General features: G+C 50.5%; 18 protein-coding genes and 1 pseudogene. 6 read left to right on the top strand and 13 right to left on the bottom strand.

Annotated features, from left to right (window positions below; genetic code table 11):
- Window positions 1-48 precede the first annotated feature (48 nt).
- Genes AXW11_RS20800 through AXW11_RS11725 form a run of 5 tightly spaced genes read right to left on the bottom strand, consistent with a single transcriptional unit; the run spans window position 49 to window position 5213 of the window.
- Window positions 49-423, bottom strand: a complete 375-nt coding sequence (locus AXW11_RS20800) for a GtrA family protein (protein WP_177190591.1) — start codon at window positions 421-423, stop codon at window positions 49-51.
- A gap of 13 nt (window positions 424-436) precedes the next feature.
- A complete protein-coding gene (locus AXW11_RS11740) occupies window positions 437-2050 on the bottom strand; it encodes an ArnT family glycosyltransferase (RefSeq protein ID WP_091641196.1) in 1614 nt (537 codons plus the stop codon).
- Between the two features lie 21 nt (window positions 2051-2071).
- Window positions 2072-3025 carry a glycosyltransferase family 2 protein gene (locus AXW11_RS11735; protein ID WP_091641193.1) on the bottom strand — a complete coding sequence of 318 codons (954 nt, stop codon included), beginning with the start codon at window positions 3023-3025 and terminating at the stop codon, window positions 2072-2074.
- 41 nt (window positions 3026-3066) lie between these two features.
- Entirely contained in the window at window positions 3067-4185 is a 1119-nt protein-coding gene (locus AXW11_RS11730) for a glycosyltransferase (RefSeq protein WP_091641189.1), read from the bottom strand.
- Window positions 4182-5213, bottom strand: a complete 1032-nt coding sequence (locus tag AXW11_RS11725) for a polysaccharide deacetylase family protein (protein WP_258955184.1) — start codon at window positions 5211-5213, stop codon at window positions 4182-4184. Before AXW11_RS11725 ends, AXW11_RS11730 begins: the two co-directional genes overlap by 4 nt.
- Before the next feature lie 127 nt (window positions 5214-5340).
- Between AXW11_RS11725 and AXW11_RS11720 the strand changes: the two genes are divergently transcribed.
- The 3 genes from AXW11_RS11720 to AXW11_RS11710 all read left to right on the top strand — a co-directional run bounded on the left by AXW11_RS11720 (window position 5341) and on the right by AXW11_RS11710 (window position 8458).
- Window positions 5341-6477, top strand: a complete 1137-nt coding sequence (locus AXW11_RS11720) for a glycosyltransferase family 2 protein (protein WP_091641187.1) — start codon at window positions 5341-5343, stop codon at window positions 6475-6477.
- 23 nt (window positions 6478-6500) lie between these two features.
- Window positions 6501-7661, top strand: coding sequence for a DegT/DnrJ/EryC1/StrS family aminotransferase (locus AXW11_RS11715; protein ID WP_091641184.1), 1161 nt, complete (start codon window positions 6501-6503; stop codon window positions 7659-7661).
- 152 nt (window positions 7662-7813) lie between these two features.
- Window positions 7814-8458, top strand: coding sequence for a hypothetical protein (locus AXW11_RS11710; protein WP_091641182.1), 645 nt, complete (start codon window positions 7814-7816; stop codon window positions 8456-8458).
- Window positions 8459-8518: 60 nt separating this feature from the next.
- On the opposite strand, the gene AXW11_RS11705 is transcribed toward AXW11_RS11710, so the two are convergent.
- The gene (locus AXW11_RS11705) at window positions 8519-10489 is read right to left on the bottom strand and encodes a PA14 domain-containing protein (protein ID WP_177190590.1); all 1971 of its coding nucleotides are present in this window, start codon (window positions 10487-10489) and stop codon (window positions 8519-8521) included.
- 344 nt (window positions 10490-10833) lie between these two features.
- Between AXW11_RS11705 and AXW11_RS11700 the strand changes: the two genes are divergently transcribed.
- Both AXW11_RS11700 and AXW11_RS11695 read left to right on the top strand, forming a co-directional pair.
- Window positions 10834-11739 carry a cupin-like domain-containing protein gene (locus AXW11_RS11700; protein ID WP_177190589.1) on the top strand — a complete coding sequence of 302 codons (906 nt, stop codon included), beginning with the start codon at window positions 10834-10836 and terminating at the stop codon, window positions 11737-11739.
- Between the two features lie 44 nt (window positions 11740-11783).
- On the top strand, window positions 11784-12977 hold the full coding sequence (locus tag AXW11_RS11695; protein WP_177190588.1) for a GNAT family N-acetyltransferase: 1194 nt from the start codon (window positions 11784-11786) through the stop codon (window positions 12975-12977).
- Between the two features lie 17 nt (window positions 12978-12994).
- On the opposite strand, the gene AXW11_RS11690 is transcribed toward AXW11_RS11695, so the two are convergent.
- From AXW11_RS11690 to AXW11_RS11680, 3 genes are all read right to left on the bottom strand, one after another.
- On the bottom strand, window positions 12995-13921 hold the full coding sequence (locus tag AXW11_RS11690; RefSeq protein WP_091641170.1) for a formyl transferase: 927 nt from the start codon (window positions 13919-13921) through the stop codon (window positions 12995-12997).
- Between the two features lie 78 nt (window positions 13922-13999).
- Window positions 14000-14785, bottom strand: a complete 786-nt coding sequence (locus AXW11_RS11685) for a class I SAM-dependent methyltransferase (protein ID WP_091641168.1) — start codon at window positions 14783-14785, stop codon at window positions 14000-14002.
- 101 nt (window positions 14786-14886) lie between these two features.
- Window positions 14887-16134 carry a PQQ-dependent sugar dehydrogenase gene (locus AXW11_RS11680; RefSeq protein WP_091641165.1) on the bottom strand — a complete coding sequence of 416 codons (1248 nt, stop codon included), beginning with the start codon at window positions 16132-16134 and terminating at the stop codon, window positions 14887-14889.
- A 275-nt stretch (window positions 16135-16409) separates the two neighbouring features.
- Between AXW11_RS11680 and AXW11_RS11675 the strand changes: the two are divergent.
- Window positions 16410-16997, top strand: a pseudogene (locus AXW11_RS11675) (formyl transferase); the annotation flags it as partial.
- On the opposite strand, the gene xrtA reads toward AXW11_RS11675, so the two are convergent.
- The 4 genes from xrtA to prsK all read right to left on the bottom strand — a co-directional run bounded on the left by xrtA (window position 16966) and on the right by prsK (window position 24851).
- Window positions 16966-18465: an exosortase A gene (gene xrtA, locus AXW11_RS11670; protein ID WP_091641159.1), complete on the bottom strand. Its 1500-nt coding sequence runs from the start codon at window positions 18463-18465 to the stop codon at window positions 16966-16968. The pseudogene AXW11_RS11675 and the gene xrtA sit on opposite strands and share 32 nt — an antisense overlap.
- A 9-nt stretch (window positions 18466-18474) precedes the next feature.
- The gene (locus tag AXW11_RS11665) at window positions 18475-21171 is read right to left on the bottom strand and encodes a tetratricopeptide repeat protein (protein ID WP_091641156.1); all 2697 of its coding nucleotides are present in this window, start codon (window positions 21169-21171) and stop codon (window positions 18475-18477) included.
- A gap of 52 nt (window positions 21172-21223) precedes the next feature.
- A complete protein-coding gene (gene prsR, locus AXW11_RS11660; RefSeq protein ID WP_036205429.1) occupies window positions 21224-22597 on the bottom strand; it encodes a PEP-CTERM-box response regulator transcription factor in 1374 nt (457 codons plus the stop codon).
- Window positions 22598-22718: 121 nt separating this feature from the next.
- Complete coding sequence (gene prsK / locus AXW11_RS11655) at window positions 22719-24851, bottom strand: XrtA/PEP-CTERM system histidine kinase PrsK (protein ID WP_091641154.1); 2133 nt, start codon at window positions 24849-24851, stop codon at window positions 22719-22721.
- Between the last annotated feature and the right edge of the window lie 22 nt (window positions 24852-24873).

Here is a 24873-nt window from a genome sequence, read left to right as displayed (position 1 = left end):
CGCATTGAAGCTTGTGGTTGACACGCTAAGAAAGCGATAGCGCATCAGCTAAGACTTAAAAGTCCATAGATAACTCACTGAGAAATTCCATACTAAAACAATTAATGTTGTGGGTATTTGTACAATAAGTGGGTGAACAGAAAGTGTAATCATGAAAATTTTGTATGACAAGGTATTTATAATAAGGCCAGCGCCGACCATAAGATAAAACCTTATTAAAGCCGTTCTATGTGGTATGGTGGCAGAAAAGGTAAATCTGTAACTCATATAATAATTCAGCACAGAACTTATAGCAAAACCAGTAGCAGAGGCATAAACCGGAGTTGTGATGCCTGCTTCAACCAGAAAAAAAAGAACTAGAAATTGTGTTAGAGTTGCTGTTCCCCCAACCAAAATGAATTTACTAAATTTGTTTGATAACATGTGCATGTGATATTTATTCGCTTTTTGGTTTTGAATATATTCTCACCACATTTCCAGCTAGAGATCCTCTGATTGATTTAACTTCAAATACTTTATCGTAATTTCTGAAAATATAGTTATAAATAGGCATGCTGTGGGCATAGGGCTCACCGCCAGCCAGTCGGCGATCATACTGATCACTTAATATGATGTAATCTGGGTCAGATTCCACTATATCCTTTGTGTCCTCTAGTTCTCCGATAACGCCTAGTGCTCTATAGTATTTTGTTGACGCTGGTTGAAAATCTTCATCCATAAAGCCGGGCTGAATCAATCTATATGACTCAGTTGGTAATTGAGGAGAATAGCTTTCAACTAGTATCAAGCTATTCTCTGAAATATTCTGTCTACTCCACCTATAGGCGTGAGTTCTAGTGTCACCTTGTGCGAGTTCATTTGCATCCAGAAGCGTCTCCCTCAAGGGGAGGATCAAGGCGATGACCAGCGAAGTGGCTACAAAAAATTTCAACCTTGTGTGTTCGAATATCTTATAAGAAATATAAACGCCGTGAGCCGCAAGGTAACATGCGAATGGAATTAAAGGCATAGCCCATCTTTCCCACCAAAGATTTAGCGACGATATAAAAAATAAGAAAGGTATAAAAAATGAGAGTACTACGATACCGAAATAGTTGTCCCTTGGCTTTTTCACTATAACGAATACGCTTATGAGAGCGAAGAACCCACCAGCTAACGAAACGTTAGAAAGGATTACATCGTAAAAATAGCGAAAGATAGAGTTTGTGAATCCATAGGAAGTCGATGACAAATGGGTCGATCTAGCCTCACCCAAAATGTCGTTCAGTGCAGTTTGTATATCTATAAATAAATACGGTGCAGCTAAAAAGGCGCCAATTAGGGAAAAGGTAGCCGCTGTTAATAGATGTGCGAAGTTTTTTGTTAGAGGGATGCCCTGATTGGATTGGGATATAAAGTGAGCCGCAATGATAGGTAAGCATCCGAAAATAGCGGGGTATTTAGTGGCTACAGATAGACCTAGGAAAAGTCCAGCAATAATATAGTTACTTATTTTTGGTTTCTCGATAATCTTAAAGCAATATATTACTGTAATAAGAATAAGTGCTGTCATCTGCATATCTGTGCGGATAAGTCTTGACAGCTCTACAGAAAGTGGAGCTATGGCCATGATTGAAGCCGAAATTAGGCCAACAGTGCGGTTCTGACCACGCTTTCCCATTAGATAAGTAAGGTAGACTGCGAGCATGCCAAAAAAAAGTATGAGTAGTCGACCCACAAAATAGAATTCGCTTGGTTCAGTACGAGTTATCACTTCTATTGCGGAGAGGTCGGGGAAATGGCCTAGCATCAAACCAATCGAAGCATAAAGGCCAAAAACGAGGCTTAGGCTATAGATTGTAAAGGAGCCTGGGTGACCGAACCAATGAGGGTTTAGATCTCCAGTGCCCAATATCCTGAAAGCTCGCGTTACGAAATTTGGTTCATCTGTGTTGTACAGAAAAGGTAGGCCGAAATCTAAGCCCCAATATCTGGCTAGGCCAGCAATAGCTAAGACCGCAATAATCGCTATTGTTGTGATTGAAACCTTTTTAAGCGTTACTATACTCACATCTAGATCTCACACAATGGATTATTGAGACTTCTCTTTTGTAATCTTTTCTATAATAAACGATGGACGCTGTTTTGTTTCTTGGTAAATTTTACCGATATATTCTCCCACCAAACCAAGACAAAATAGCTGAACACCACCGAAGAAGGTGATGGGTATCAAGGTAGATGCCCAGCCAGGTATCGCAGTGTCTAGGCTGTATTTAACGTAGAATATCCAACCCAGCTGGATCATGGCTGCAAAGGCAAACCCGATTCCCATTAATGCGACGAGCCTAAGAGGACGGACTGAAAAAGAGGTGATTCCGTCAACAGCTAGTGCCAGCATTTTTCTGATGGGATACTTGGATTCGCCTGCTGCTCGCTCACCCCGTTGGTAGGTAACCTTCGTTGATTTGAAGCCCAACAAGGGTATCATTCCTCGCAAGAACAGGTTAACTTCCTTAAAGGTTTTTAGTTGATCTAAAGACCTTCTGCCCATCAATCTGAAATCCGCGTGGTTGTGAATAACTTCAGCTCCTAACCAAGCCATCACTCTATAAAATAACAGAGCAGTTTGGCGTTTAAAAAAGCTGTCTGTAGTTCGATCGTCACGAACTGCATAGACGATTTCCGAGCCCTTTCTATATTCCTCAACCATCTGGTGAACAATTGTTATATCATCTTGAAGATCGGCGTCCATGCTGATAACTGCTTCGCCTTCCGCAATATTTAGGCCGGCTAATAATGCACGTTGATGCCCACAGTTGCGTGAAAGTTTTACCCCAACAACGAATTCGCACTCATCGGAGAGTCGATCTATTATGTCCCAAGTTCTATCCGTACTGCCATCATCTACCAGGTAAACTAAGGTTTTATTAACATCTTTATTTCTTAATTTTTCCAGTTCTTTAAGAAGTTTAGGAATAGTAATTGGAAGAACATCTTCTTCATTGTAGCAAGGTATAACAAAGGAAACGTTCATACGGTCATCCATAACATTACCTATTGGCTGATATTTTTGTTTAAGTAACTGATTTATATGTCTTTCGTTAGTTGATGATAGATTGTTATATATTTTTTAACGTTTCGTTGTGCGCTAAATTTATCAAGTAATGTTTTGGGTGTTAGGTCTCGACGTTCAAGTGATAGTGCCAGCGATTTTTTGACTGATTCTGTGTAACCTTCCGGAGTGTGTTCATCCACTAAAATTCCCGCTTTCCCATAATCCAGTACCTCAGGAATACCACCCACGTTGTGCGCTACGATTGGCACATTTACTGCCAATGCCTCTAACAGGGTCATCGGTAATCCTTCATGGTCAGAAGGCATCAGCAGTACATCAAGGTTTACTATTTCATCTAGTGCTGGGCTCAAAAAACCTTTGAAATCTATTTTTTTAGCGATGTTGAGATCAAATGCAAGCTGCCGCAGGTCGTTTTCCAGTGGCCCAGATCCGACGACCACTCCACGACAAGTAATTCCTTGTTGGTTTAAAAGGGCAATTGTTCTGATGAAAAGGTCGCCTCTTTTAACTTTTACAAGTCGGCCGACTAAACCAATTTTGGGCTCCTCGTTTTCTCCTCTAGGTGGGGTTAACCATTGATGCTGAGTGCCTTCAATATCAATGAAATTGAATATTTTGTATACCTTGTCCTGAAACACTTTCTTCAGGGTATCTTCAAGCTGCGTAGACACCGCGATAATAGCTTGCTGACGAGTGCGACCTAGGAAAAGATCCACTTTCTGAACCAGCCATTTGTGCGGGCGTTTCAAGGTGAGTACTGTTTCCGCGCTGCCATGTACGGTACGCGCTGACCGGGGGACTTTAGCGAGCTCTTTGCCCAAAATGCCTAGTACATTTTCCTTGAAACCGTGTGTATGCACTATTTTGCTGTTATGTTCCTTGCAGTGTGATGCGATTGAACGTGCAATAGTCCATGGATTCAACTTTTTCTCGTCGGCTAGCAAAAGTGGTATTCCCAGCTCCTTGAACTTTTCAAAAAGAATGCCTTCGTTAAAAATGACGACGGTCGGTGTAACTTGACCTGACGCTTGGAGCGCTTGGCAAAGGTTGTAAACTTGGACTTCGGCGCCCGCCCATAAATCGCCTGAAATAACATGGGTGACGACCAGTTTCGAGTTACCTTCGGTCATAAAAGCCCGCGCCCGATCGTGGCCAGCAATGTCCGGGTGCTGTGGCTGTTGCCATCATGGAGGTTGAAGCGGTGAAGATCGTAAGGGTTGCACCCGGTAAGGTTCCAGCCGGTTTTGGTGGTGCATGCGGCCTTATAGGTATCAGAGACCAGATTTTCACCCTTGCCGGTTATGTCGCCATTGGGATAACAGAACACGGGTATGGCGGCTTCGCCCAGGGAATTGAGGTCCTGCAGGCAGTCCACGATTTCTTCTTTGAGTATTTTCCCATCCTTCAGACGGTTCAGGCGATAATGGTGCCTGGTGTGCGCGCCGTACATCACAAGACCGTTTTGCGCCATTTCAGTCAGTTCAGAGCCGTTTAGGATGGATCTGGAGGTTTCCGTGGGAGCCACCTCCGGGTGGGATGCATAGACCTGTTCAAGAGCCTCAAGGATCGTGGCGTCTTCGAGTGACTTCAGTCGCGCGATCACTTCGTCCGCTTCCAGAAGGGAAAGTGGGCGATTCGCGCCAGGGGCAGGCTCAAGAGGCAGGTGAGGTCGCAGCCAGTCGAAGGATGAATCATTTTTGGGAATGGTCTGTGTGGTCAGCAGGCTGAGCACCTGTTCCGGCCAGAAGGTTTTGCCGGTGTTGATCATTTGGGTGACCAGGAAGATCGTTGCCGGGGCGTTCTGTGCCTTGAGAGTCGGGTAGGCGTATTGATAGTTGTCTTGCCAGCCATCGTCGAAGGTAAAGGCAACCGAGAGCCTTGGAAGCGTTTTGCCTTGACTGTTACGGTCCAACCAATCGGAAAGGTGGATGGGTTCCGCCCCAAGCTTACGGACAAACCGGATATGGTCTTCGAGGGCTTGCGGGCTGGTCACCATGCCTGGCTGCTCCGCGGCACGCTCGGGCGCATCCGCCGGGAGAATTCGGTGGTAAGTGAGGATCAGCAGCGTTGGCTTGTTCGAGAGACGGACGCGCAGCCAGCCATAACAGGCCAGCACGGTAAGAGCGCCTGATTTAACAAGGGATCTGAAGAATGCCACGCCTTGGGCCTCCGTCGGCTTCGCCAATGGTTTTGGCTTGTTCGTCCATGTATAGTTTATCGCCATAGCGATTCTGCCAGTAGTGTGCAGAGATGTCATCCACAAGGGTTCACAGGGATTGGGAGCGATGCTGGTTATTCTATTCTGGTTTGCGGCAATTGGAGCGCTTTTCAGCTACTTTATTTATCCATTCATTCTTCGTTTTATGCCCAGTCGTCCGGAAGCAGAGCGCGAGCATGCCCTGTCAGACACTCCGCCGCTCGTTTCCCTGATTGTGACGGCTCATAACGAAGCCCATCGAATCCGTGACAAAATCGAGAACTGCCTGGCTCTAGACTACCCGGGCCTGGAAATTATTATTGCCTCGGATGCCTCCAGCGACGATACCGACCAGATCGTAGGCGAGTACGCTAATCGCGGCGTGAAGCTGGCCCGTGCAGAGGAACGGAAGGGAAAGGAACATGCCCAACTGCAGGCGATCAATGCCGCAACCGGGGACATCCTGATCTTTTCAGACGTTGCAACGTCGATTCCTGAAGACGCGATCGGTCGTATGGTGGCTTACTTCAATGACCCCACCGTGGGCGCTGTGTCCAGCGAGGATCGCTTCATCAGCCGGGATGGCAGCGTGGTGGGCGAAGGCGCCTATGTGCGTTACGAAATGTGGTTGCGGGGCCTGGAGTCAGAACGCGCGGGGCTTGTAGGGCTGAGCGGATCCTTCTTTGCGGCCCGTAAGGAAGTGTGCCGGGAAAACTGGGATATCTATTCCCCCAGTGATTTCAATACGGCCCTAAACAGTGCCCGAAGGGGGCTGGTGGCTGTAACGGCGCCGGACGTCCTTGGGTTCTATCAGGATGTGGCGGACGCCTCGAAGGAATATCAGCGTAAGGTGCGCACCATCATCCGGGGGCTGACGGCGTTGAGCCGGCATCCCGAGGTGCTCAATCCGTTCAGGTTTGGCCGCTTTGCGTTCCAGGTGTTCGGGCACAAGCTGATGCGATGGGCCGTTCCGTGGTTTCAGGTGTTATTGCTTTTGGTCTCGTTTGCCGTCGCGGGGAAGGGCAGTATCTACGCTTTGGCATTGCTGCTTCAACTGGCGTTTTATGGGTGCGTTCTGGCAGGGCATTTCGCGCCTGAGTTGCGTAAGCACACACTGGTGAAGATTCCCTATTTCTTTGTGCAGGTAAACCTAGCGGTTGCCCATGCAACTGTAAGCTTTCTTAGCGGTCGCAGGATGACTGTCTGGACGCCCTCCCAACGCTGATCGATGAAACGCGGACGTTTTCTATGTTTGCAAAGTTGAGACCGGTCGGTAGCCCTGTACCGAAACCACAGGCCATTGATAGCCTACTTTTGCCATGGGATGAGCACTACAAGGCTTTGTATTCAGGCTCTGGCACCGAAGCGTTGTCGCTGGCTGTAAAGGCGGCCATTGCCATGAAAGCCCGCTCTGAAAGGCCTGAAGTAATTATCCCTGCCTATGGCTGTCCTGACCTGGTTGCAGCCATTGTTTCGCAGGATGCCCAGCCAGTTTTAGTGGATTTCGCCCCGGATAAACCGGTACTGGACGAAGAAGGCGTTCGTCAGGCTTTGACACAACGCACTGTCGCGATCATCGGGGTCAATTTTCTCGGGGCCTGTGCGAGACTGAAAGAGCTCTCGCGAATCTGTGCGGATAATGACTTGGTTCTGATCGAGGATTCGGCACAACGCTTCCCGCCCTCCAGTTGTTCCCATGGCTTGGCGGATTTCGTGGTGTTGAGTTTTGGCAGGGGTAAGCCAATCAACTTGATGGGTGGGGGCGCTCTGCTGTTTCGTCAAACGGAGCAATCAGTTGTGCACAGTGCGTGCGCTGATTACTCCGTATTGGAAATACGTACTAACATTGCTTGGCACATCAAGCGACTGGTGTTCAATTCGCTGTTGTCGCGCTATATCTATCCACTTCTTGAGCGCGCGCCATTTCTCAATGTCGGAGAAACCCGGTTCCATCCATTGGAGGCCATTCGGGTAATGGAGCTTCCATCATCACTTTTGGCTGCGGGAATACGCGCTTACTTTGCAAGGGAGCCCCTGCATCTCGTTTATGACCGTGAACTGTCGTTCCTGCGGGAGGCTGGCTGGGCGTTTGCCGGAACGATAGATGCGCAAGACCCTACGCCTCGGCTTCGGTATGCCCTTTTGGCGCCCAATGAAAACCTGAGAAACCAGGTGGTCACGGAAATGAATGAAAAGGGAATTGGTGCCAACATTTTTTACGGTCGCACACTTCCTGAAATCATGGATGCCGCTTCTATTCGTGTAGGGGGAAGCGGCAGGTATCCAAACGCCAGTAACTTCTCGAAGCGATTGATTACTCTACCAACCCATGAGGGCGTGGGGCTGAGCGATATCAGCACAATCCTATCGGTTTTTGAGCGCTTGGCATCTGAGCATTGTAACGACTAGTTTGTTAGTCGATATTCTTTACACCCTGTTTGGTCTTATAATGAAGATAGCTGGGCCTGCATCCATAGTGCCAAGGAATTCGGGATGTTTCCTGATGTATGGTCCGTATATTGCGTTTATTTTGCCGTTGAAAATCGGATAAGGAGATCTGTATGCGAGTAGGTATTCTATTAGCTGTTTTGTGGTGCTTTTCAGTTCAGGCCAACGCTGCTCCAATTTGGACGTACGACCTAGAGGGAACTGTGTCCGGCTCCGAAGAAGCTGCAGGATATTTGGCGGACATTGGCGTTGGAGATTCATTTTCAATTCGCATGTCTATGCAGAAGCAATTGGATGGCAGCCATAAGATCAATTTTAGTGGATCGCTTGGGGGGTGGTTGTTCACTCAGCAAGAGGCCAGTGCATATTACCTGCATAGCGACTCGGCCCCCGAGCGCTTTTATTCAAGTGGCTCCTCCTCGTTGCTTAATGCCCCGGCAGGCACGCTTGGTGCGATCGACCCATGGGACATTTATCTTCAACTGTTTGGGTTGGAGACAACAGGGGCGGTTGACATTGCAGAAGAAGATAAACTGATTAAGAGTGATGGTTGGCTGGATGTCGATCAGTTTCTTCACGGCAACATTTCCTTCAACTTTTTTGCCCAGCTAGGCCCCGAGGGCAGCTCATGGACAGAGGATGATCTTTTTGGAGATATTCATTCCATTGTCCAGGTTTCCGAGTCCACTCCTGCCGTGATGATGACGATAGGGCTTTTGTACATCTTTGCTGGGTACCAGCGAAAGCTCCGTCGGTAAGAATCAAGCCGATAATAATCAATAAGGCACTCTCGTTATAACGAGAGTGCCTTATTCTGATCAGTTAATCTGAAATGCCTCAACATTTGAAGGCTGGCTCGCCAGGCCATTCGTGTCGTAGACCCGTATTGAGAAGAACCAGATCCCTCGATCGAGTCCCTCAATCACGTAGGAGGTCTGGTCTTTCGAGATGTCCTGAGTCTCCATGTCCAGATTGTTCTCCTCCAGTCCGTAGAAGATTTTGTAGTGGCTGATCTCGCCTGCGTTGAGGTCGGAACCATCCGCTCTTTTTTGTGGCACACTCCAGGACATTTGCACAGACCCGTCTGGCTCCGTTGGTACCGGTTCCGTGGTATCGGGGGTGTCCGGTTCTGAGTCTGCGAGAGGTTCCAATGTCCATGGGTCAAGATTGCTTTGGTATGCTTCAAGCACCGTGATGCCAGAGTTAGCGGCTAACACCATAGTAGAGTCTGCAACAGACAGGTCAGTTCCGTGCCTGAGTTCCCAACTGTCAGGCAGCCCGTCCCCGTCTGTATCTATGGTGTTCTCGCTAATGGGGTCAGTACTGAGAATAGTTGATGCTTGATCAATTTCTTCATTGGTTTGGACGTCGGTTATGGATAGCTCGGCCACTGCACCATATCGGGCGTCGTAATATTCCATCTTGATAGGGATGTCCTCGCCAGCAGATAGCGTTCTTGTGTAACTGTTGGCGGTAGCGCCGCGATCAACCCACTGGTCGATAGCCAGGTCAGAGTCGACATATAATCTTACGCCGTCGTCAGTTCGGACAGTGAATCGATAATCCCTGCTTCCTGAAGCATGAGGAGGTTGGAAAATGCCGCTCCAGCGAACGCTGAAGTTATCTGAGGGAGAGCCGGAGATTGGCGCCGAGCTTCTCCAGTTGAATTGGATAGCGTTGTCAGTTCGATAGTCAATAAACGAGTCGAAGGATGTGCCACTGTAATATTGCCCTGTAAAGCCTGCAGTCAATTCGGCAGCAGTTTCAGGGACGTCTTCCGGGTCGTTAAGGTCTGTCCCTTCAAGATATTCTTCGAGATTGTTCGCACCATCCGAGTCACTGTCTGCTGCTGCATCGCTAGGATCAAGAGGGGAAAGGTTGTACGCGAATTCGGCACCGTCGGGGATTCCGTCGCCATCCGTGTCTTCCTTGTCCGGGGAGGTTCCGAGCTCAAACTCTTCCATTGCTGTCAGGAAATCGTCGTCTTGATCAACCGATGCGTCATCTGGGTTTCCCGGATTTAGTCCATAGTAGGTTTCCCAATTGTCATAAAGTCCATCTCCATCCTCGTCCAAGGGCGGGTATTGGGGGTTGAAGCTCAGACTATTCTGCGAGTCAAAAAAGCCGATTCTGTAGCCACGACTATAAGCTTTAATTGCGTCCTCCTCCGTCGGATAGGATGGCTGTGCCCAATTTGAGATCGAATCCGCTCCTATTACTTGTTGTCCCAGGTTGGGGCCCTCCCATGAAACATCGAAATGGTCGTTACCTGCGCGTTCCTTAAATATAATTCTAAAGTAATAACGCTTATCGGCGACGAGTTCGATCGGGGCCGATGTTTGGGAAGAGTACTTACTGTAGTCGCCGGCGCGTGTCCATGCAGGCACTGTCGCAATTCGTACGGCGCTGTCTGGTGACTGGGAATCACTGAGCCAGAATTCCATTTGGTCGTCGCCGCTGACGAAAAAGCGATACAGTCCATTCTGAGGGGGTGTTATGAAACCCTGGACCATGGCGCCATAATCGTCCGCGCGGTTCTGCGTCTGTTGAAGAGAGTTCAGTGTTTCTATGTTGTCAGGGTTATCCGGGTAACGCGTGAGTTCGGTCAGCGCACTCGGTTCTGCGCCAGGGATATCCATCCAGTATCGGATATTTACCTGCCCGGGTTCACTTTGCTCCGGCAGTGATGCCGTTGGGGGTAATGAGTCGATATCTCGTCCCTGCCACACCTGGCAGCCACCTATCGCAAAGAATAAGGGTACCAATAGCGGTTTCCTGAGTGTGTTCACGACTAACTCCTTAATGGGGTAATAGTGACGCCTACTCAAGTATTGGTCGCAAGAGGCTATAGGGCCAATGAAAGTATGGAACATTTGGGAATCTGCGGTTCTTAGTTATCGTAATTACTTATAAGAGGTATAACTGAAATTCGATTCAGGAGATGTTTGTAGCGGTCAACTAATTCCAGACAATATTTTAAGGTTTTCCTCAGCAGTCCCTACTAAAAACCTTGATTATTTTCTCGGGGGATTACGCGGGGGGCTTGTCAAGCGTTGGAATGTACTACAGTATAAATTCAACGCATCGGCAATCCATAAAGATTGATCGAGAGTGCAAACCAGAGGACGGCCCGATGAAAATTCATGACCTTTCATTCGCAGAAATAGAACGAATCAACTTTAAAACCGTAGACGATATCCAGAGCCTGATGTCGACGGCGCGTCGGCCAATGATCTTTGAAGGTCTCGCGAACCAGTTGTCGTTTCTCGAAAAATGGGACCTGTCATTTTTTGAACAAATGGAAAGCTCGGTGCCGGTGCAACAGCCTGAAACCGATGGCGTGAACTACTTCTTCAAGTATTTCGCAATTCCTATGAAAGAATTTATCTCTCGAATTAAATCAGGAGATAATTTGTACATTGGTGCGAGGGAAATCCTTGGAGAAGGAGGCAAGCCAAGTGGTAAGGACGGTCTCGCAAGTCTTGCCGACTCGCTTGAAGTGCCCAATTGGTTCAAGCGCGAAAAAATTCGCTCAGCCAATCTCTGGATAGGTGCAGGCAACAACAAAACACTCTTGCATTACGATCCGTGGAACAGCATTCAACTGCTTCGGCAAGGACAGAAAGAATTCTTTGTATTCCGCAACACCGATACGCGCAATCTTCACCCGTTCAGCGTGTTCAACTTCAAGGCTTTATATCAGGGTAAAGTGCTACACAGTAAGATTCGCCCGATGACTGTACAAAAACGGTACCAGAAACGATTCAAGGAACTGAAGGGCTTTCGCGGCACCGTGAATGCCGGAGACGTTGTCTTTATCCCGGCAGGCTACTGGCACTACGTGGAGTCGGAAGGTCAGAACATTGGTGTCAACTTCTTTGTGCACAGCGATGACCAAACTCTGCATCGGATAGAGCCGCTGCGCAGCTATTGGATAAAAGATCGCATCATGCTTCACCCTGTGCGCTGGCTGTATCGACTCAAATATAATTTCTTTCAGGTACTCCGCAAGGTATTTCCCAAACGGGTTGGCTCCTGAGCCCAGGAATGGAACCGCACCGGAGCAATAACCATAGAGTGGCTATGAACGTGGATCCAAGTGTAAGTGCATCGTGCGACTTCTCTATCGAAACGTTATCCGATCCCGACTGTTTCCTTGAACTCAAGGATGACTGGCAACAACTTTCTTCCGATACTCACGCTGGTGGAGCCTTACCGTTGCCCCTGACTTTAGCCTGGATGATATCTTGGTGGAGTGGATTTTCAAACGGAGCAAGACTAAGGCTCACAATTATTCGCCAGCATGGACGAATAATCGCGATCGCCCCGCTGGCGGCGGTGCAGGACCAATACCGTCAAATCAGTATCAGGAAAATCAAGTTCTTATCGAACGGTCACTCCCCATTTTGTGACATACTTTTTGCACCCGAAGTTGAACACGGGATGCGTAAAAATATCATGCGAGAGCTCATCAAGCATCTCGACTGTGATCTGATTGAATTGCGCGGACTCAAAGACAGGGGTTCAACTCATCAACTGTTGAGTGAAGTCGCTCAGTCGATGGGGATTCGCGTGGCAGTAAACCCGGCATTGAGTACGCCAGTGGTCGATACCAACGGCGATTGGGATACATTCCTTGCCGAGAAATCGAAAAAGTTCCGTCAGCGTGTCCGTTCAGCGACTAATCGTTTCGAGCGTTCCGGCGCTAAAATCGAACAAACAACAATTCAATCGGGCGATGATTTCATAGTCGAAGAGATGATTGCAGTCTCAAGTCAGAGCTGGAAACGTTCACTGGGAGCCGATCTCAGTTCGCGAGAGAACTCGGTACGTTTTCTCAAGTCACTGTTCGATCAACTGGGGCCTAGCCAATCGGTATCAGTCTGGATGGCGCGCACTGACACTGGTGAACCGATCGCGTTTGAGTTACACCTTTTATGGGGTGGTGTCAGCTACCCTATTCGTGCCGACTTCAATGAGCAATATAGGAAACTTTCTCCCGGGTTTATCGCAGAGTTGAATGCATTGCGCAGCCTGTTTGAACAGGTGGATGCGACAACTTATTACAGTTGCGCCGATGACTACCAGTATCTGACCCATTGGACCGATACTTACGCACAGCATGTAACGGTTGAACTATTCAAGCCGGGTTTGAAAGGATTTCTACTCTACAGTCTTGAGTATCGGCTAATACCCGTTCTCCGAGGCATCCGCTCAGTGTTCAGGAAGGAGACTGACTCGGAGCGCAAAACCTCGCGCCCGAGTAAGGTTGCCTGAAGTCAATAACCTCCAGTTCAGTTCAGTTCAGTTCTTCCTGAAGTCTTCGGCAAGTTCGACGGGGCAGCAAATTCATTAATCAAGCCTCGTATGACTGGCAGATCAAGTTTGTGCTTGTTCTCGCAGTAGTCACGGATAACGCCACGCTCGTACTGCCGCCAGGTTTCCTTGAGAACGTGGGGCGTAAACATGCTATTTGTATATAGCGCGCCAGGCTGCTGTAATTCGACTGCCGCAAGTCTGTCATCACGTATGTCTACGATAGCGGCACCCATCATCTCGACTCCGAGATGCACGACTTTCTCGTATAACGTATTTGGCGTATCGTTTGCCTCGATCAGCGGCCTGCCCTGATAAACGATTTGGCCGTCATCAATGCCCGATGTTACGAAGTGTACCGTACCGCCGACGTATTCGGGCTCAGCATTGTAAACCGCCCATTCCGTTGTAAATAGGCCTCGGTATCGTTGAGACAATCCTCCATGGAGGTTCAGCACTCCGAATCTTGGGACTGACAAGAATTCATCGCGAAGGATCGACGCACCGCAAACCACCACGAGATCGGGGCGCATTTCCCGCAGCACCTCAATATACTCCGGCGCATTTATACGACTAGCACCGGTGGTGTAAATAACGTTTTGTTTGTCTGCTTCGAGAATGCGTCGGCCGGCCTCGCCAAAATCGGTTTTGTACTCGCTACGATTATATAATGCATTCTTTCGCCAAGTTTGCTCTGCGATGCGATTGAAAATTTTCCATGGTATCTGATGAGGAGCCTTTGCGAGACGAAGATATTTCTGCAGCGCGGGTTCTGCCGAAGGGTCTGCCCGCTGAGACTCCACGAAGATACCTACCGGATCAAATCGTTCTGCAAGTTTGTTCGCAAAGAACAAATCGGAGCGATCCTCGCTGCAAAGAATTACTAACCTGAAGTTTTCACCCATTTAATACTTCCCTTTCTTAATCAGGTTAAATAAACCCATAGGTTTATCTGTTGCTGTGACTTTTTCAAAAAATAATCGTTAAGTCGCGATTTGTCGCGGCCTGCAAAGAAAGTACATGTAGCCACTGCCTGTATAGCTTTTTGGATCAACAACCTCGCCTTGCTGGCTATAGACCGTGCATATCTCGAATCCCAAGTCTTCCAGCTGCGTAACCTGGTGCGCCGGCTTGATATGATATATGGCCATCTGAAAATCATGATCCCCAGTTACCAGGGTGTATTTGTCGTTTCGTAATACGGCCTCTGTATCGACATTCCGATAGTGGAATTTTGTACGCAGTAGACGCTTTAATGCCTTAAGCCAGTAGTAAAGGCTGGATAGTGGCCGTTTAAAGTTCAGCTTCGGGAGCTTGGGGGAGAATGGGAGTGAATAAAGACTGTGAGTCGAAAAGAAAAAGTAACCTTCTCGGCTTATAACCTTTGAAATTTCCGACAAAATCTGGATTCGCTCTTCGTGCTCAACCGAATCGATACCGTTAAGGCTGAACATCACGAAGTCGAAATCCCTACCGTAAAATTTTGACAGGTTCGTTGCATCTTGAACGGTAATTTCAGTATTTGCCCTGTTGCCCAAGGCCTGCTTGCAACGCTCAACCATACCGGAACTGTAATCTATACCGTGATACTCCATGACCAAGGCTGAGAATGTATAGGTTGTCCTCCCGGTACCGACACCGATATCGAGCATAGACGTGTTATGCCAATTATCCTTGAATCGATGTAAAATATTGATTTCCGTGGGAGTTAACGTGTAGTCCGTATATTCATGAACGAAGTTATTATAGACCTGCAAGTTAGAGTTCATTTTTGAAATCGGTCCTTTAACGGATGAAAGAAATCATGTGTGGCGACCCTGAAATTAAACTATTCATATGAGGTCACTTACAGGTAATATTTGAAAGAAAGTCAAGGTATGTGTAATCGGAGAATCCGATCGTCCATATGCTCAGGCTGTCCTCTTTGATCGCGATTGCTGGTAGTCAGGTAGACATGCCCATCGCTGCCCATATGCACACCTCTTAAGCGACCGTAAGTTCCCGATAGCAAAACCTGCTCACAAATCCTGTTATTTCCACCTGTATCTTCATAAGTAGCTACTCGCCTCAATTGTCTTGTTTTCAGGCTGGCAATCAGCAAATCGCCATGCCACGGATGCCCTGGGCGATCAAAGACGGCGAGCCCGGAAGGCGCAATCCCAGCAAACCAGGTGAGTATTGGGTCGTGGTATTCTGCGCCCACGTTCGGTCCTATAAAATTTGGCCACCCATAATTCCCGCCGGGGATTAGCAGATTGAGTTCGTCATAACCAACGGGGCCATGTTCAGTGGCAAATAAGTTGCCCTTCGAATCCCAGTCTAAACCCTGAGAATTACGAAATCCCTTGGCATAAACAGGTGAGTTATTGACCGGATTACCATCAGGGATGCCACCATCTTCTCGATAACGGAGCAATTTTCCTGCCAGGGAGGAGTCATCCTGTGCCAAGTGAGGTACTGCGGCATCTCCCGTCGTAATGTAAATCATGTTGTCCGGACCAAAAGCCAATGAGCTGGTGCCGTACCATTCGTGGGAGGGCAGGTTATCAATCATTATGGTCGGGTCGCGGCCATAACCATGTTCGTCTCTCAGGCGGTATACGCGGTTACGAACAGGAAACTGAATATCCGGCTGAAAAGGAGCAATGATGATTTTCTTTATCTTGTACACCAGCGAGTCGACGCTGGATTTCCCGACAGCGTCATAGGTGCCCACGACATAAACGTATCCGGATTCATTAAACTGAGGCGACAGAGCAATCCCCATTAAACCCACCACACCTTTCGAAAGCACTGGTATAGTTGCCCAGGGCTCTTGTCTCAAGCCGGTTTCAGGATCAATTAATCGAATTGTTCCCTTTCGTTCGGTGACGAGTACCCTGCCATCATCCAAAACTTCCAGGTCCCAAGGAACCTCGAGACCAGTCGCAATTGCTTCTACGCGGATATCCTCCATGTTAATTTGGGTGGAATCCTCAGCGGTAATATCAATACAGGTTGGCACCGAATGTGAGTCGGCGGGGGTTGCGGGGGCCAGTTCACTATTTTCACAGCCACTGACCATACCGGCTAAAACAACCGCTAACAGCCACCTGATCTTTTTCGAGTTAACATGCATGATTAGAATTTGCCGATTTTCTTCAGAAGAAACCTATCGTTAGAAAAAAATGAAATCTTTCAATTAAATGCTCAGACCTGAAGTTTTTAAACCAGAGCAACCCAGTATTTTGGATAGACTGTTGGATTTAGACACTAGCGCGCGCTCTGGCTAAAAGCAACGTTACCAACAGGAGTTGCGATTTTGAAAACATAAATAGCACATCAACACATGCTCTATCGATGCGATCTGCAGCGTTAATTAAACGGAATTATTAGAAAAGCAGTAACCCTGAATATCAACGCTGGATTCGTAATTTGAACCCAGACGTTATTGCTGTTTGCGGTGCTTCGATTCTCAAAGCGGATATGTTGTCTATTCCAAAGCATGGCGTGCTAAACCTGCACGGGGGGCTTTCCCAGTTCTACCGGGGATTGTTCACCACAGATTGGGCGATATACAACCGCGAGCCGGAGTGTGTGGGCGCTACCGTGCACTTCGTTGCGGAGGGCGTGGACGATGGTGACGTGATCTATCAGGGACGTCCAGACATCGAAGAGGGGGACCATCCGAACAGCCTGTGCGAGAAAGTGGCAAGGCTGGGAGTGCAGATGATGGTTCGCGCTGTGTCGGATATCGAGCAGTCGCGGTGCCAGGCAACCAAGCTGGATGCTAGGGGGCGCCTATATCTGAATAACATGTTTGACGTCAAGGTGAAGCGCGCAACTTGGCAGCGTATTAGAGGCGGCGTGATTTCAGATTACCTTGCCGATAAAGCAACCCGTGATCAGCGGATAACAGCCGCTCTGATCAACGAGTTCAGCGAAATGCGTGATTTGGAACAAGCGGCCGCTAGCGCTGAACACTCTCGAGAAACTGGCTGAATGCTATCCGTTGCTGGTCACAGTCCGCAATTTCTTCACCTTCACACCGCCCCGCTAGTGCCCAAAGTGCCCCCCGGCTGTCGCCGGTGATCTTGTTGAGAGAGCCGGTAATCTTCGCTTTGACCCGCGAATTGGTGAGGGTATCGCCAACATCAAACCAGGACCAAATAACGATCTGCTCGCCACTTTCCCGGCGCCTGACGATTGTTTCGTTTACGCTTTCCAAACCTGTTGAGTAATTTATATCTAATTGTTGATGTGACTGGGAAATGAGCTGCCAATCCTCGCGGTCAAAAAGTTCGTTGCCATAACCAATCAGCTCTTTGTCCTGGGTTTGCATGCGATACCCGATGATCTGAAGTTGCACCTGCTGAAGATTATCTGACACGTATACACCACTCAGATCGATGTCAGGCTTCTTGTAGTCTGGACGCCAGATGTTGGCGTGTTTGAGTGGACCTTGCCACCCCGGAATTGACTCGAATAATGATGGGCTCCACGAGCGAGCCACACGCTCAGTCTTTGCATGAAGTGCCAGAGGCACCAAGGCGGGCCATATTAGTAGAGCAGATGCGATGACTGGCCAGGTAGGGGACGTCCGCTTCGGCGCTGGACTGCCTATAGGATTGGTGTTTCCATATTTTTCTGATGATGTGCCGTCCAGCTTCCCCGAGATATAGAAAAGAGGAATCAGGGTAAAGATAACAAACACCACCCAGCCGAAGAGTTCATGGTCTTCAACCAGCGAGGTTTCCATGTTGGTGTAATGGCCGGCCGCAATAATGCCAAAGACCCGAATCCAGTTGGCCAGCATCGACAGTAAGGCGGAGATGAGGACAAGCTGGACCGTGGCCATATATGAGCGGTAGTGGAGCTGCCCGTAGAAACTGGCGAGAAAGAGCGCAACCATAAGGTATCGCACACCGCTGCATCCGTCCTCGACCAGGAAGGTGCCCACTTCCAGCATGATGTAGAATTCCTTAATGGTGGCCTGTATCCCGGCCAACTGAAGGAAGATATTGTTGAAGAAAACGGTGATGTGCTGGAGCAGGGGAGACAGGTCATCCCAAACCGGTACCGCGAATATGAGCAGCATAATCGGGCCGCCGGCGGCTTTCAGGAATCCCTTTCCCCAAATGGACCAACCCCAGAAAATAACAAGCACGGGAACCAACAGCAGCCGAAACACCCGGATGTCCGCTGCCTGAGACAGCAGCAGGACGACACTGGCACCGGCCAGCAGGAATAAGGGCAGTGGAGAGGCATTGATGCGCAGTTTAGCCAGAGACTCCCTTCTCAGGTAAAGCAAAAACAGGGTGCCGGCCAGCACCAGGAATCCATGGTTGTAGATGATGGAGTCGTACCAGAGGCTGAAGAAGGTCTGCCATTCAGCCCAAAGCCCAAAGACGAGCAAAGGAACCGTTAGCAACCACAGGTACTGCCGGGAATATCCTGTAACCGTGTGCATAAGTTCCTTTTATCCCTGGCCACCAAATTTTTCCAGCACTTTCCTTGCTGCAGAATTTTTGCCTACGCTTCGATACGCCTCTGCCAGATGCAGTGCGATTTCTTCCGACTCCGGTTGTAGTTCATGGGCCTTTTCGAGAATGGGTACACTGGCTTCGTGATTACCGGCCTTGAGCATGATCCATCCGTAGGTGTCCGCGACTGCCGCGTTGCCAGGGCTAAGCTCGTAGGCTTGCTTCGCCAGATCGATTGCCCGCTTGTCCCCATTTTCGTGATAGATCCAGGCCAGGTTATTTAGCACCACAACGTTGCCGGGTGCGCTTTCAAGCAGGGTCTCATAATTCGACTTGGCGCTTTCATGCTGTCCCTCGGATTGCTGCAGCAGCGCCAGCGTAAGAAGCAGCTGGTTACTGCCGGGATACGTTTTGCGGGCGGACTCAAGGAAAGAGAGTGCTTCCTGTGCCTTGCCGGATCGTTGCAGGTTTGTCGCGTATCCATTTGCGAGCTCGGCGCTGGGGCGCTTGTCGAGGGCGAGTTGGTAGAGTTCAGCCGCTTGCTGATACTCTTTTTGCCGTTCGAAGTAAGCGGCTTCCGTCACGTAGGGCGCAGAGGATTCCGGGTGTTGCTGCTTGGTTTCCTGAATAATTCTCCGCGCTTCGTCTTCCTCGCCTTCGTTGAAGGCTTGCTGAGCGGCTTGAAGAGCGATGTCCTGGTTGTCCGGGAACAGTGCGCGAGCCCGGTCAAGGAGAGCGGCCGCCCGGGCTGTTTCTCCCGAGCTCTGGAATGCGGTTGCTGCGCTGCTATAGATGCCTGCAACGAAGGGCGTTGCGGGTGATGGGGTCGATTGCTCGTTTCGCTCCAGCAGGGAGGCGGTTAAATCGTCCGCTTCCTGCTGATTGTTATCCAAGAGGGCAACCTCAAGCAGAATCAGGCGAGGGCCGGTCGCTTCCGGATTCTCTTTGAGAATCTCCCGCATGAAACCTGTGGTTTCTTCGCGATCCAGAACGGTCGCCAGCCCCTGAAGCGCCTGGCGGCTATCCGGGGCGAGCCTGACTGCTGCCCGGAACTGCTTCTGCGCTTCCGCTTGATCGTTCTGAGTCAGCGCCAGTCTACCAAGAGCGATCAGCGGTGCTGGTGATTCTGGCGCTTTCTCCCTGGCCTTGTTGAAGTCTGTTTTAGCCGCGTCCACATTGCCTGCGGTGGCTGCGAGGCTTCCCCTGGTCATCAGGGCATTGATACTGTCAGGAGCTTCTTTAATCCACTGAGAGGCGGATTTTACAGCCTCGTCCATGTTGCCAGAGCGAGCCTGAGCTTCAACGATGACGCTGCGTGCCTGCTCCAACTCAGGGGCGCTTTCAAGAACCCGGGTTGCCTCGGCGATCGCCCGGTCATGTTCACCCCGCTGGTTGAGGTAGGTCGCATACCGTAGCCTCAGCTGGTGGTTGTCGGGGTTGCTTGCCAGGGCCTTGTCCATAAGCGTTTCGCCCGTTTTCAGGTCGCCGCTGGCAAGCGTGGCAATGGCCACCATGGCAAGCGTTTCCGGATCGGAGTCTTTGTCCTCCAGATTGGAGAGTATGGCCTGGGCGCCTTCTGGGTTTCGCATTTGCAGCCGTGCGGCGGCCAGTAATTTGCTGGCGGTTTCTGAATTTCCCGCTTCTGCGATGGGTGCCAGCAGCTTTTCAGCATCCTCTACCCGGCCTTGCCTGAACCGGACAAGGCCGAGCATCAACGATGTCTGCTCATGGTTGGGAGCTTGTGCCAGAACTTCCTCCAGATAGCGCGCGGCCTCATCGAGGTCACCCTGTTCCACTGCCGCCTGGGCGGCCATCAGGTTGCTCTTGATCGTACCGGGGGCGGACTTGGCCAGTATTTCTTCGTAAACGAAAGCTTCTGACTGCTTCCCCTGGGCTCTAAGAACGCGAATAAGGGACGAAATCGTGGCGTATTTGCGCTGGGTCATTACATCGTACTGACCGATGTCTTCGAGGGCCCGGATATAGGCATCTTCCGCTTTTTGCCACTCTTCCTGAGAAGCGGCGAGCTCGGCCTTCCAGAGCCATAATTCACCATTCGCCTCATCGACCTCTTCCGCCTCGGTGACCAGTTTTCGGGCCTTCGATACGTCGCCGCCGGCGAACGCTGTTTTCGAGAGTCCTATCACCGATTCAACTTCCCCAGAGTCTATTTCCCGTGCTCTGTTGAACGCAGTGCGGGCTTTTTCAAGTTCATTGGATGCCAGGTAAATCTGGCCTTCCAGCAGTGCCGCCTGGGTTTCCACCGGTCGGTCCGGGGAGGTGATGTCATCGAGAGCCGCCAGGGCGTCTTCAAAATCTTCCTGAAGCAGATTGGCTTCTGCGAGGATCAGGCTGGCGCGGTTCTGAACCTTTGCATCGATCTGCTCTGCAGGGAGGCGCTCCAGGATCTGGTTAAGGTGCCGTTCGGCATTGGCCGCATCGCCTGCCTTGAGGAGATTGTTGACGATCAGGAAATACGGTTCGATCTTTTCCGGTTGAAGCTCGATCGCGCTCCTGGCTTCCAATGTGCTCGCCTTGAGTTCACCCTGACGCTGGAAAAAACGTGACTGGTCGATATGACTCAGGTACTGGATGTCGTCCTGGCTCATCTCATTGCTGTCGCCACAACCGGCGAGAGCGAATGAGATTGCGACTGAGAGGAGGGTGGCACGTACTGCTGAAACTGGCTTCATGGCCCTGGTCCTTTTCCTTATCGGGTCTTGTTCTGGATTCCTTGCCTGCTATTCAGGCGCCTGACGATTCGGGGGATGTTTCAATCCGATATTTATCAGTCAGGTTATACAGCGTTGGTCGGGTTACGCCGAGCAGGCGTGAGGCCTGCGCCATATTGAAGCTACAGGACTGCAGTGCCTGCACAATGGCGGCACGTTCCGCATTTTCCCTGACCTGCCTGAGATTCAGTTGGCTTTCGGGGCCTTCAAGGTCGCAGTTTAGCTCAAGGTCGGCGGCGGTAACACGTTTGCCGTCGGCCATGATTGTGGCCCGTTTCACCTTGTTGATCATTTCACGCACGTTGCCGGGCCATGGGTGTGTCTTGATGGCCTTGATGGCGTCTTCGGTAAAGGCCAGGTTGGGCCGATCCATTTGTTTGCCCAATGACTGCAACAGCGACTGCGCAACAACGAGGGCGTCACCTTCGCGCTCACGAAGTGCGGGAACGTCGAGAGTAATTTCACTGATCCGGTAATAAAGGTCCTCGCGGAAAGTCTCCTGATCGATCAACTGCTGTACGTCCCGGTGAGTTGCGCACACCACGCGGACATCGACAGGAACCGGGTTGACCGAGCCCACCCGATCGACCACGCGCTCCTGGAGAAAACGGAGCAGCTTTGCCTGGAGGGGCATGGGCATGTCGCCAATCTCGTCCAGGAATAGGGTGCCGCCATTGGCGCTTTCGATTTTGCCTTTCTTGCTCTGGGTGGCGCCGGTGAACGAGCCCTTCTCAAAGCCAAAGAGTTCGCTTTCAAGGAGGTTCTCAGGAATAGCGGCACAGTTAATGGCCGCAAAAGGTTTATCGAAGCGGTGGCTCAAATCATGAAGCGCCCTTGCCAGCAGCTCCTTGCCCGTGCCGGTTTCACCGGTAATCAGGGTAGTGACGTCGGTGGGGGCCACTTTTTCGAGGGTGCGACAGATGCCAAGCATCTGTGGGCTGGCCGCGACGATACCTTTGATGTTGGTGCCATTACGCTGACGGGCCAGCTCCCGGTTGTCACGTTCCAGTTCGGCCAATCGCAAGGCACGGTTCACCACGAAGGTCAGAATGTCCGCGTCCAGCGGCTTCTGGTAGAAATCACTGGCCCCCATACCGATGGCCTTGACGGCGTTCTCCTTGTCTTCCCGTCCGGTGACCACAATGATCTTGGTCATGGGCGACAACCGAAGAATTTCTTCAAGCAGTAGAAAGCCTTCTTTTGCACCACCTGGATCCGGAGGCAGGCCCAGATCCAGAGTAATGACATCGGGTTCGCTTCGACGCAGTGCGGTCAGGGCTGACTCCCGGTCAGCCGCAACGCTTACTTCCAGATCTTCGCTGAAACACCAGCGCATCTGGCTTTGCAAGCCCGGATCATCTTCTACGATTAGCAGTCGTCTACTCACAACGGTTACAAATCCCTTTTTGTAATGGTGACGGTCTTGCGATCAATCCTCTAAACCCTGATTCTTAACCGAAGATTGACACTTTGCAATGATAGTGTTCGCTGTATTTCGGTTTCGCCAATTATTTGGCATTCTGCTGCGGCAGTGGGTCGCCGGTAATCAGTCGCTCGGGTTCTTCCGGGGCCTGTTCCGGTTTGAACCGGGCAAGCGGGAACCGGATTGAGAAACAGGAGCCCAGGTCCGGTTCGCTGGTTACATCTATATTCCCCCCAACATTGCGCACATACTCCCTGGCCTGATAGGCACCAATGCCCATGCCCGTCAGCCCCTTGGTACTTTCGAACGGTTTGAATAGCTGGGTCTGGATAAAGTCCTCGGTCATGCCGGAACCGGTGTCCTGGATGAACAGCACAACGTTGCCCTTGGCGGTTTTCAGGGTGAGAGTGATTTCGCCATCGGGTGGGGTGGCATCCTGCGCATTCTGAATCAGGTGGCCGAGAATACTGTAGAGTTGCTCCCGATCGGCATTGATGAAAATGTTTCCGGGATTATCGGCAACCCTCGGTGCAGGTTGGCGGCGGGAGTAGTGCTCCGCCAAATGGCTGACAACCTCAGTCAGGTCGATCACTTCGGTCACCAGGGTTTCGTCCGCTGGCTTGCGGATGTGATCCACCAGGTTCGACATCTTGCGCACGGCATGGTCAGTGGTGTGAATCATATCGTCGATAAAGGCCGGGTTGTTCCGGTGCCTGGGGGCGTTTTTCACCAGCAACGATAGTTGAGCAATCAGTGTTTTCAGGTCATGCACCATGAAGGCAGACGCCTTGCTTACCGCCTCAAACTGCATGGCCCTGGAAAGCCGGTTCTGGGCGTCAGTTTGTGCAAGCAGGTTACAGGTCTGCCGGGCGACAACCTTGATCAGGTCAAAGTTCTCCCAGTTGAGTTCAACGCGCGCGTAGGGGTTGCCGACCATGGCAATACCGTATAAGTCGTTGCTGAGGTATAGGGGAATGACCAGCCAACCATCCGGTGTATGTGATATCGGGTCGGGGATCTCCAGCAGGTTGTAGCTGACCGGATCGCCACGATATTCATGAAGGTCGATAATCCACTCCCGTTCCCCAAAGAAGCGGACAAGTTCAGAGTTGGCGTCGATGGTCGTGTACTTGGGCGTGACCATGTTGACTGCGTTTTTGAGGATGAAGTCGCCTCTTTCCTCTCGTATCCAGAGTGCGCCGGCGTTGCTTTCAACCAGGCTCGAAAGAATGCGGATGACCCGTTCCGGAAGTGGTGGGCTGTCGCTGAGGTCGGCCATTTCCCGGGTCATTTTCAGCCATTCGTCGCGGTAGTCGTATTTGTAATCGAAAAAGTTCTGGCTGATAAACACCATTAGCCGGGAACGCACACGGCGCGAGACCAGCAGGGTGACGAGGAATACCAGTGCGATGCTGAAGAAGAGTACCTGCAGGGCGTCGCCCCATTCGCCTCCCAGGGTTTTGACGTAGTAGCCACCCAGAGACAGGAACAACAGGTAACCACCGGCGAGTATCAGGGCTCCGGCGTGGAAGACGGCTGAACGGGAGAGCTGGAAATCCACTGGCTGTTTGCGGGTGTTAATCACGTTGACAGCAAACAAGGGCACCAGTGCAGCGTTGACCAGGCCACGGGCGTTCCAGAACGACTCCGAGACCTGGCCAAAGAGCAGGGTGTCGGCATACATGAAGAAATCAAAGGCAAACAGGCTGCCAACGGCAATACAGACATACTTCATGCTGGACCGACCGAATGACACGGAGTTTCGCCAGATCTGCTCAATCAGCGATAAGCCGAGTAAGGATAGGGCTATCTGGCCAACCACTTTGGTTTTACCGTCCAGAATGCTGAGCCCGAAGAAATATTCCAGGACACCGCTGCCGAGTAGGAGAGCAACCAGGATCAGGGTGGCTGCCGCCAGCACTTTTCGTAGGCGACCGACAAGATTGGCAGACCGGAATGAATCGCGAAGTAGGGCGAAGAGGACGGTAATCCACGCGGCATCACGCAGAAGTTCCAGCAGGTAGCGAATAAAAAAGCTTGGTTCGCCCCAAAGGCTTTGGGTAACAAGTGAGCCGGCCCACAGCGTGGTGACCACGGCGGCGAGGAGCAAAGAACGATCAATGTCCCGGCGCAGGTATCGTGTGGCAATCAGCAGCGATAGCAACCCAAAGGCAATGGCTGCCGTGGAATGACTGATCAGGCTGAAATTATTCAACATGTTTCGCTTCCTGCGCTATGCG

It is taken from the genome of Marinobacter sp. Hex_13 (genome assembly GCF_001566815.1).
GTDB lineage: Bacteria > Pseudomonadota > Gammaproteobacteria > Pseudomonadales > Oleiphilaceae > Marinobacter > Marinobacter salarius.
Note: the sequence above shows the minus strand (reverse complement) of the source record. Positions and strands in the feature narration are given on the sequence as shown.

Coding starts and splice junctions, on each gene's coding strand:
- AXW11_RS20800 (WP_177190591.1), bottom strand. CDS start 423: ATGTTATCAAACAAATTTAGTAAATTCATTTTGGTTGGGGGAACAGCA.
- AXW11_RS11735 (WP_091641193.1), bottom strand. CDS start 3,025: ATGGATGACCGTATGAACGTTTCCTTTGTTATACCTTGCTACAATGAA.
- AXW11_RS11730 (WP_091641189.1), bottom strand. CDS start 4,185: ATGACCGAAGGTAACTCGAAACTGGTCGTCACCCATGTTATTTCAGGC.
- AXW11_RS11720 (WP_091641187.1), top strand. CDS start 5,341: ATGCTGGTTATTCTATTCTGGTTTGCGGCAATTGGAGCGCTTTTCAGC.
- AXW11_RS11715 (WP_091641184.1), top strand. CDS start 6,501: ATGTTTGCAAAGTTGAGACCGGTCGGTAGCCCTGTACCGAAACCACAG.
- AXW11_RS11710 (WP_091641182.1), top strand. CDS start 7,814: ATGCGAGTAGGTATTCTATTAGCTGTTTTGTGGTGCTTTTCAGTTCAG.
- AXW11_RS11700 (WP_177190589.1), top strand. CDS start 10,834: ATGAAAATTCATGACCTTTCATTCGCAGAAATAGAACGAATCAACTTT.
- AXW11_RS11695 (WP_177190588.1), top strand. CDS start 11,784: ATGAACGTGGATCCAAGTGTAAGTGCATCGTGCGACTTCTCTATCGAA.
- AXW11_RS11690 (WP_091641170.1), bottom strand. CDS start 13,921: ATGGGTGAAAACTTCAGGTTAGTAATTCTTTGCAGCGAGGATCGCTCC.
- AXW11_RS11685 (WP_091641168.1), bottom strand. CDS start 14,785: ATGAACTCTAACTTGCAGGTCTATAATAACTTCGTTCATGAATATACG.
- AXW11_RS11680 (WP_091641165.1), bottom strand. CDS start 16,134: ATGCATGTTAACTCGAAAAAGATCAGGTGGCTGTTAGCGGTTGTTTTA.
- xrtA (WP_091641159.1), bottom strand. CDS start 18,465: ATGCACACGGTTACAGGATATTCCCGGCAGTACCTGTGGTTGCTAACG.
- AXW11_RS11665 (WP_091641156.1), bottom strand. CDS start 21,171: ATGAAGCCAGTTTCAGCAGTACGTGCCACCCTCCTCTCAGTCGCAATC.
- prsK (WP_091641154.1), bottom strand. CDS start 24,851: ATGTTGAATAATTTCAGCCTGATCAGTCATTCCACGGCAGCCATTGCC.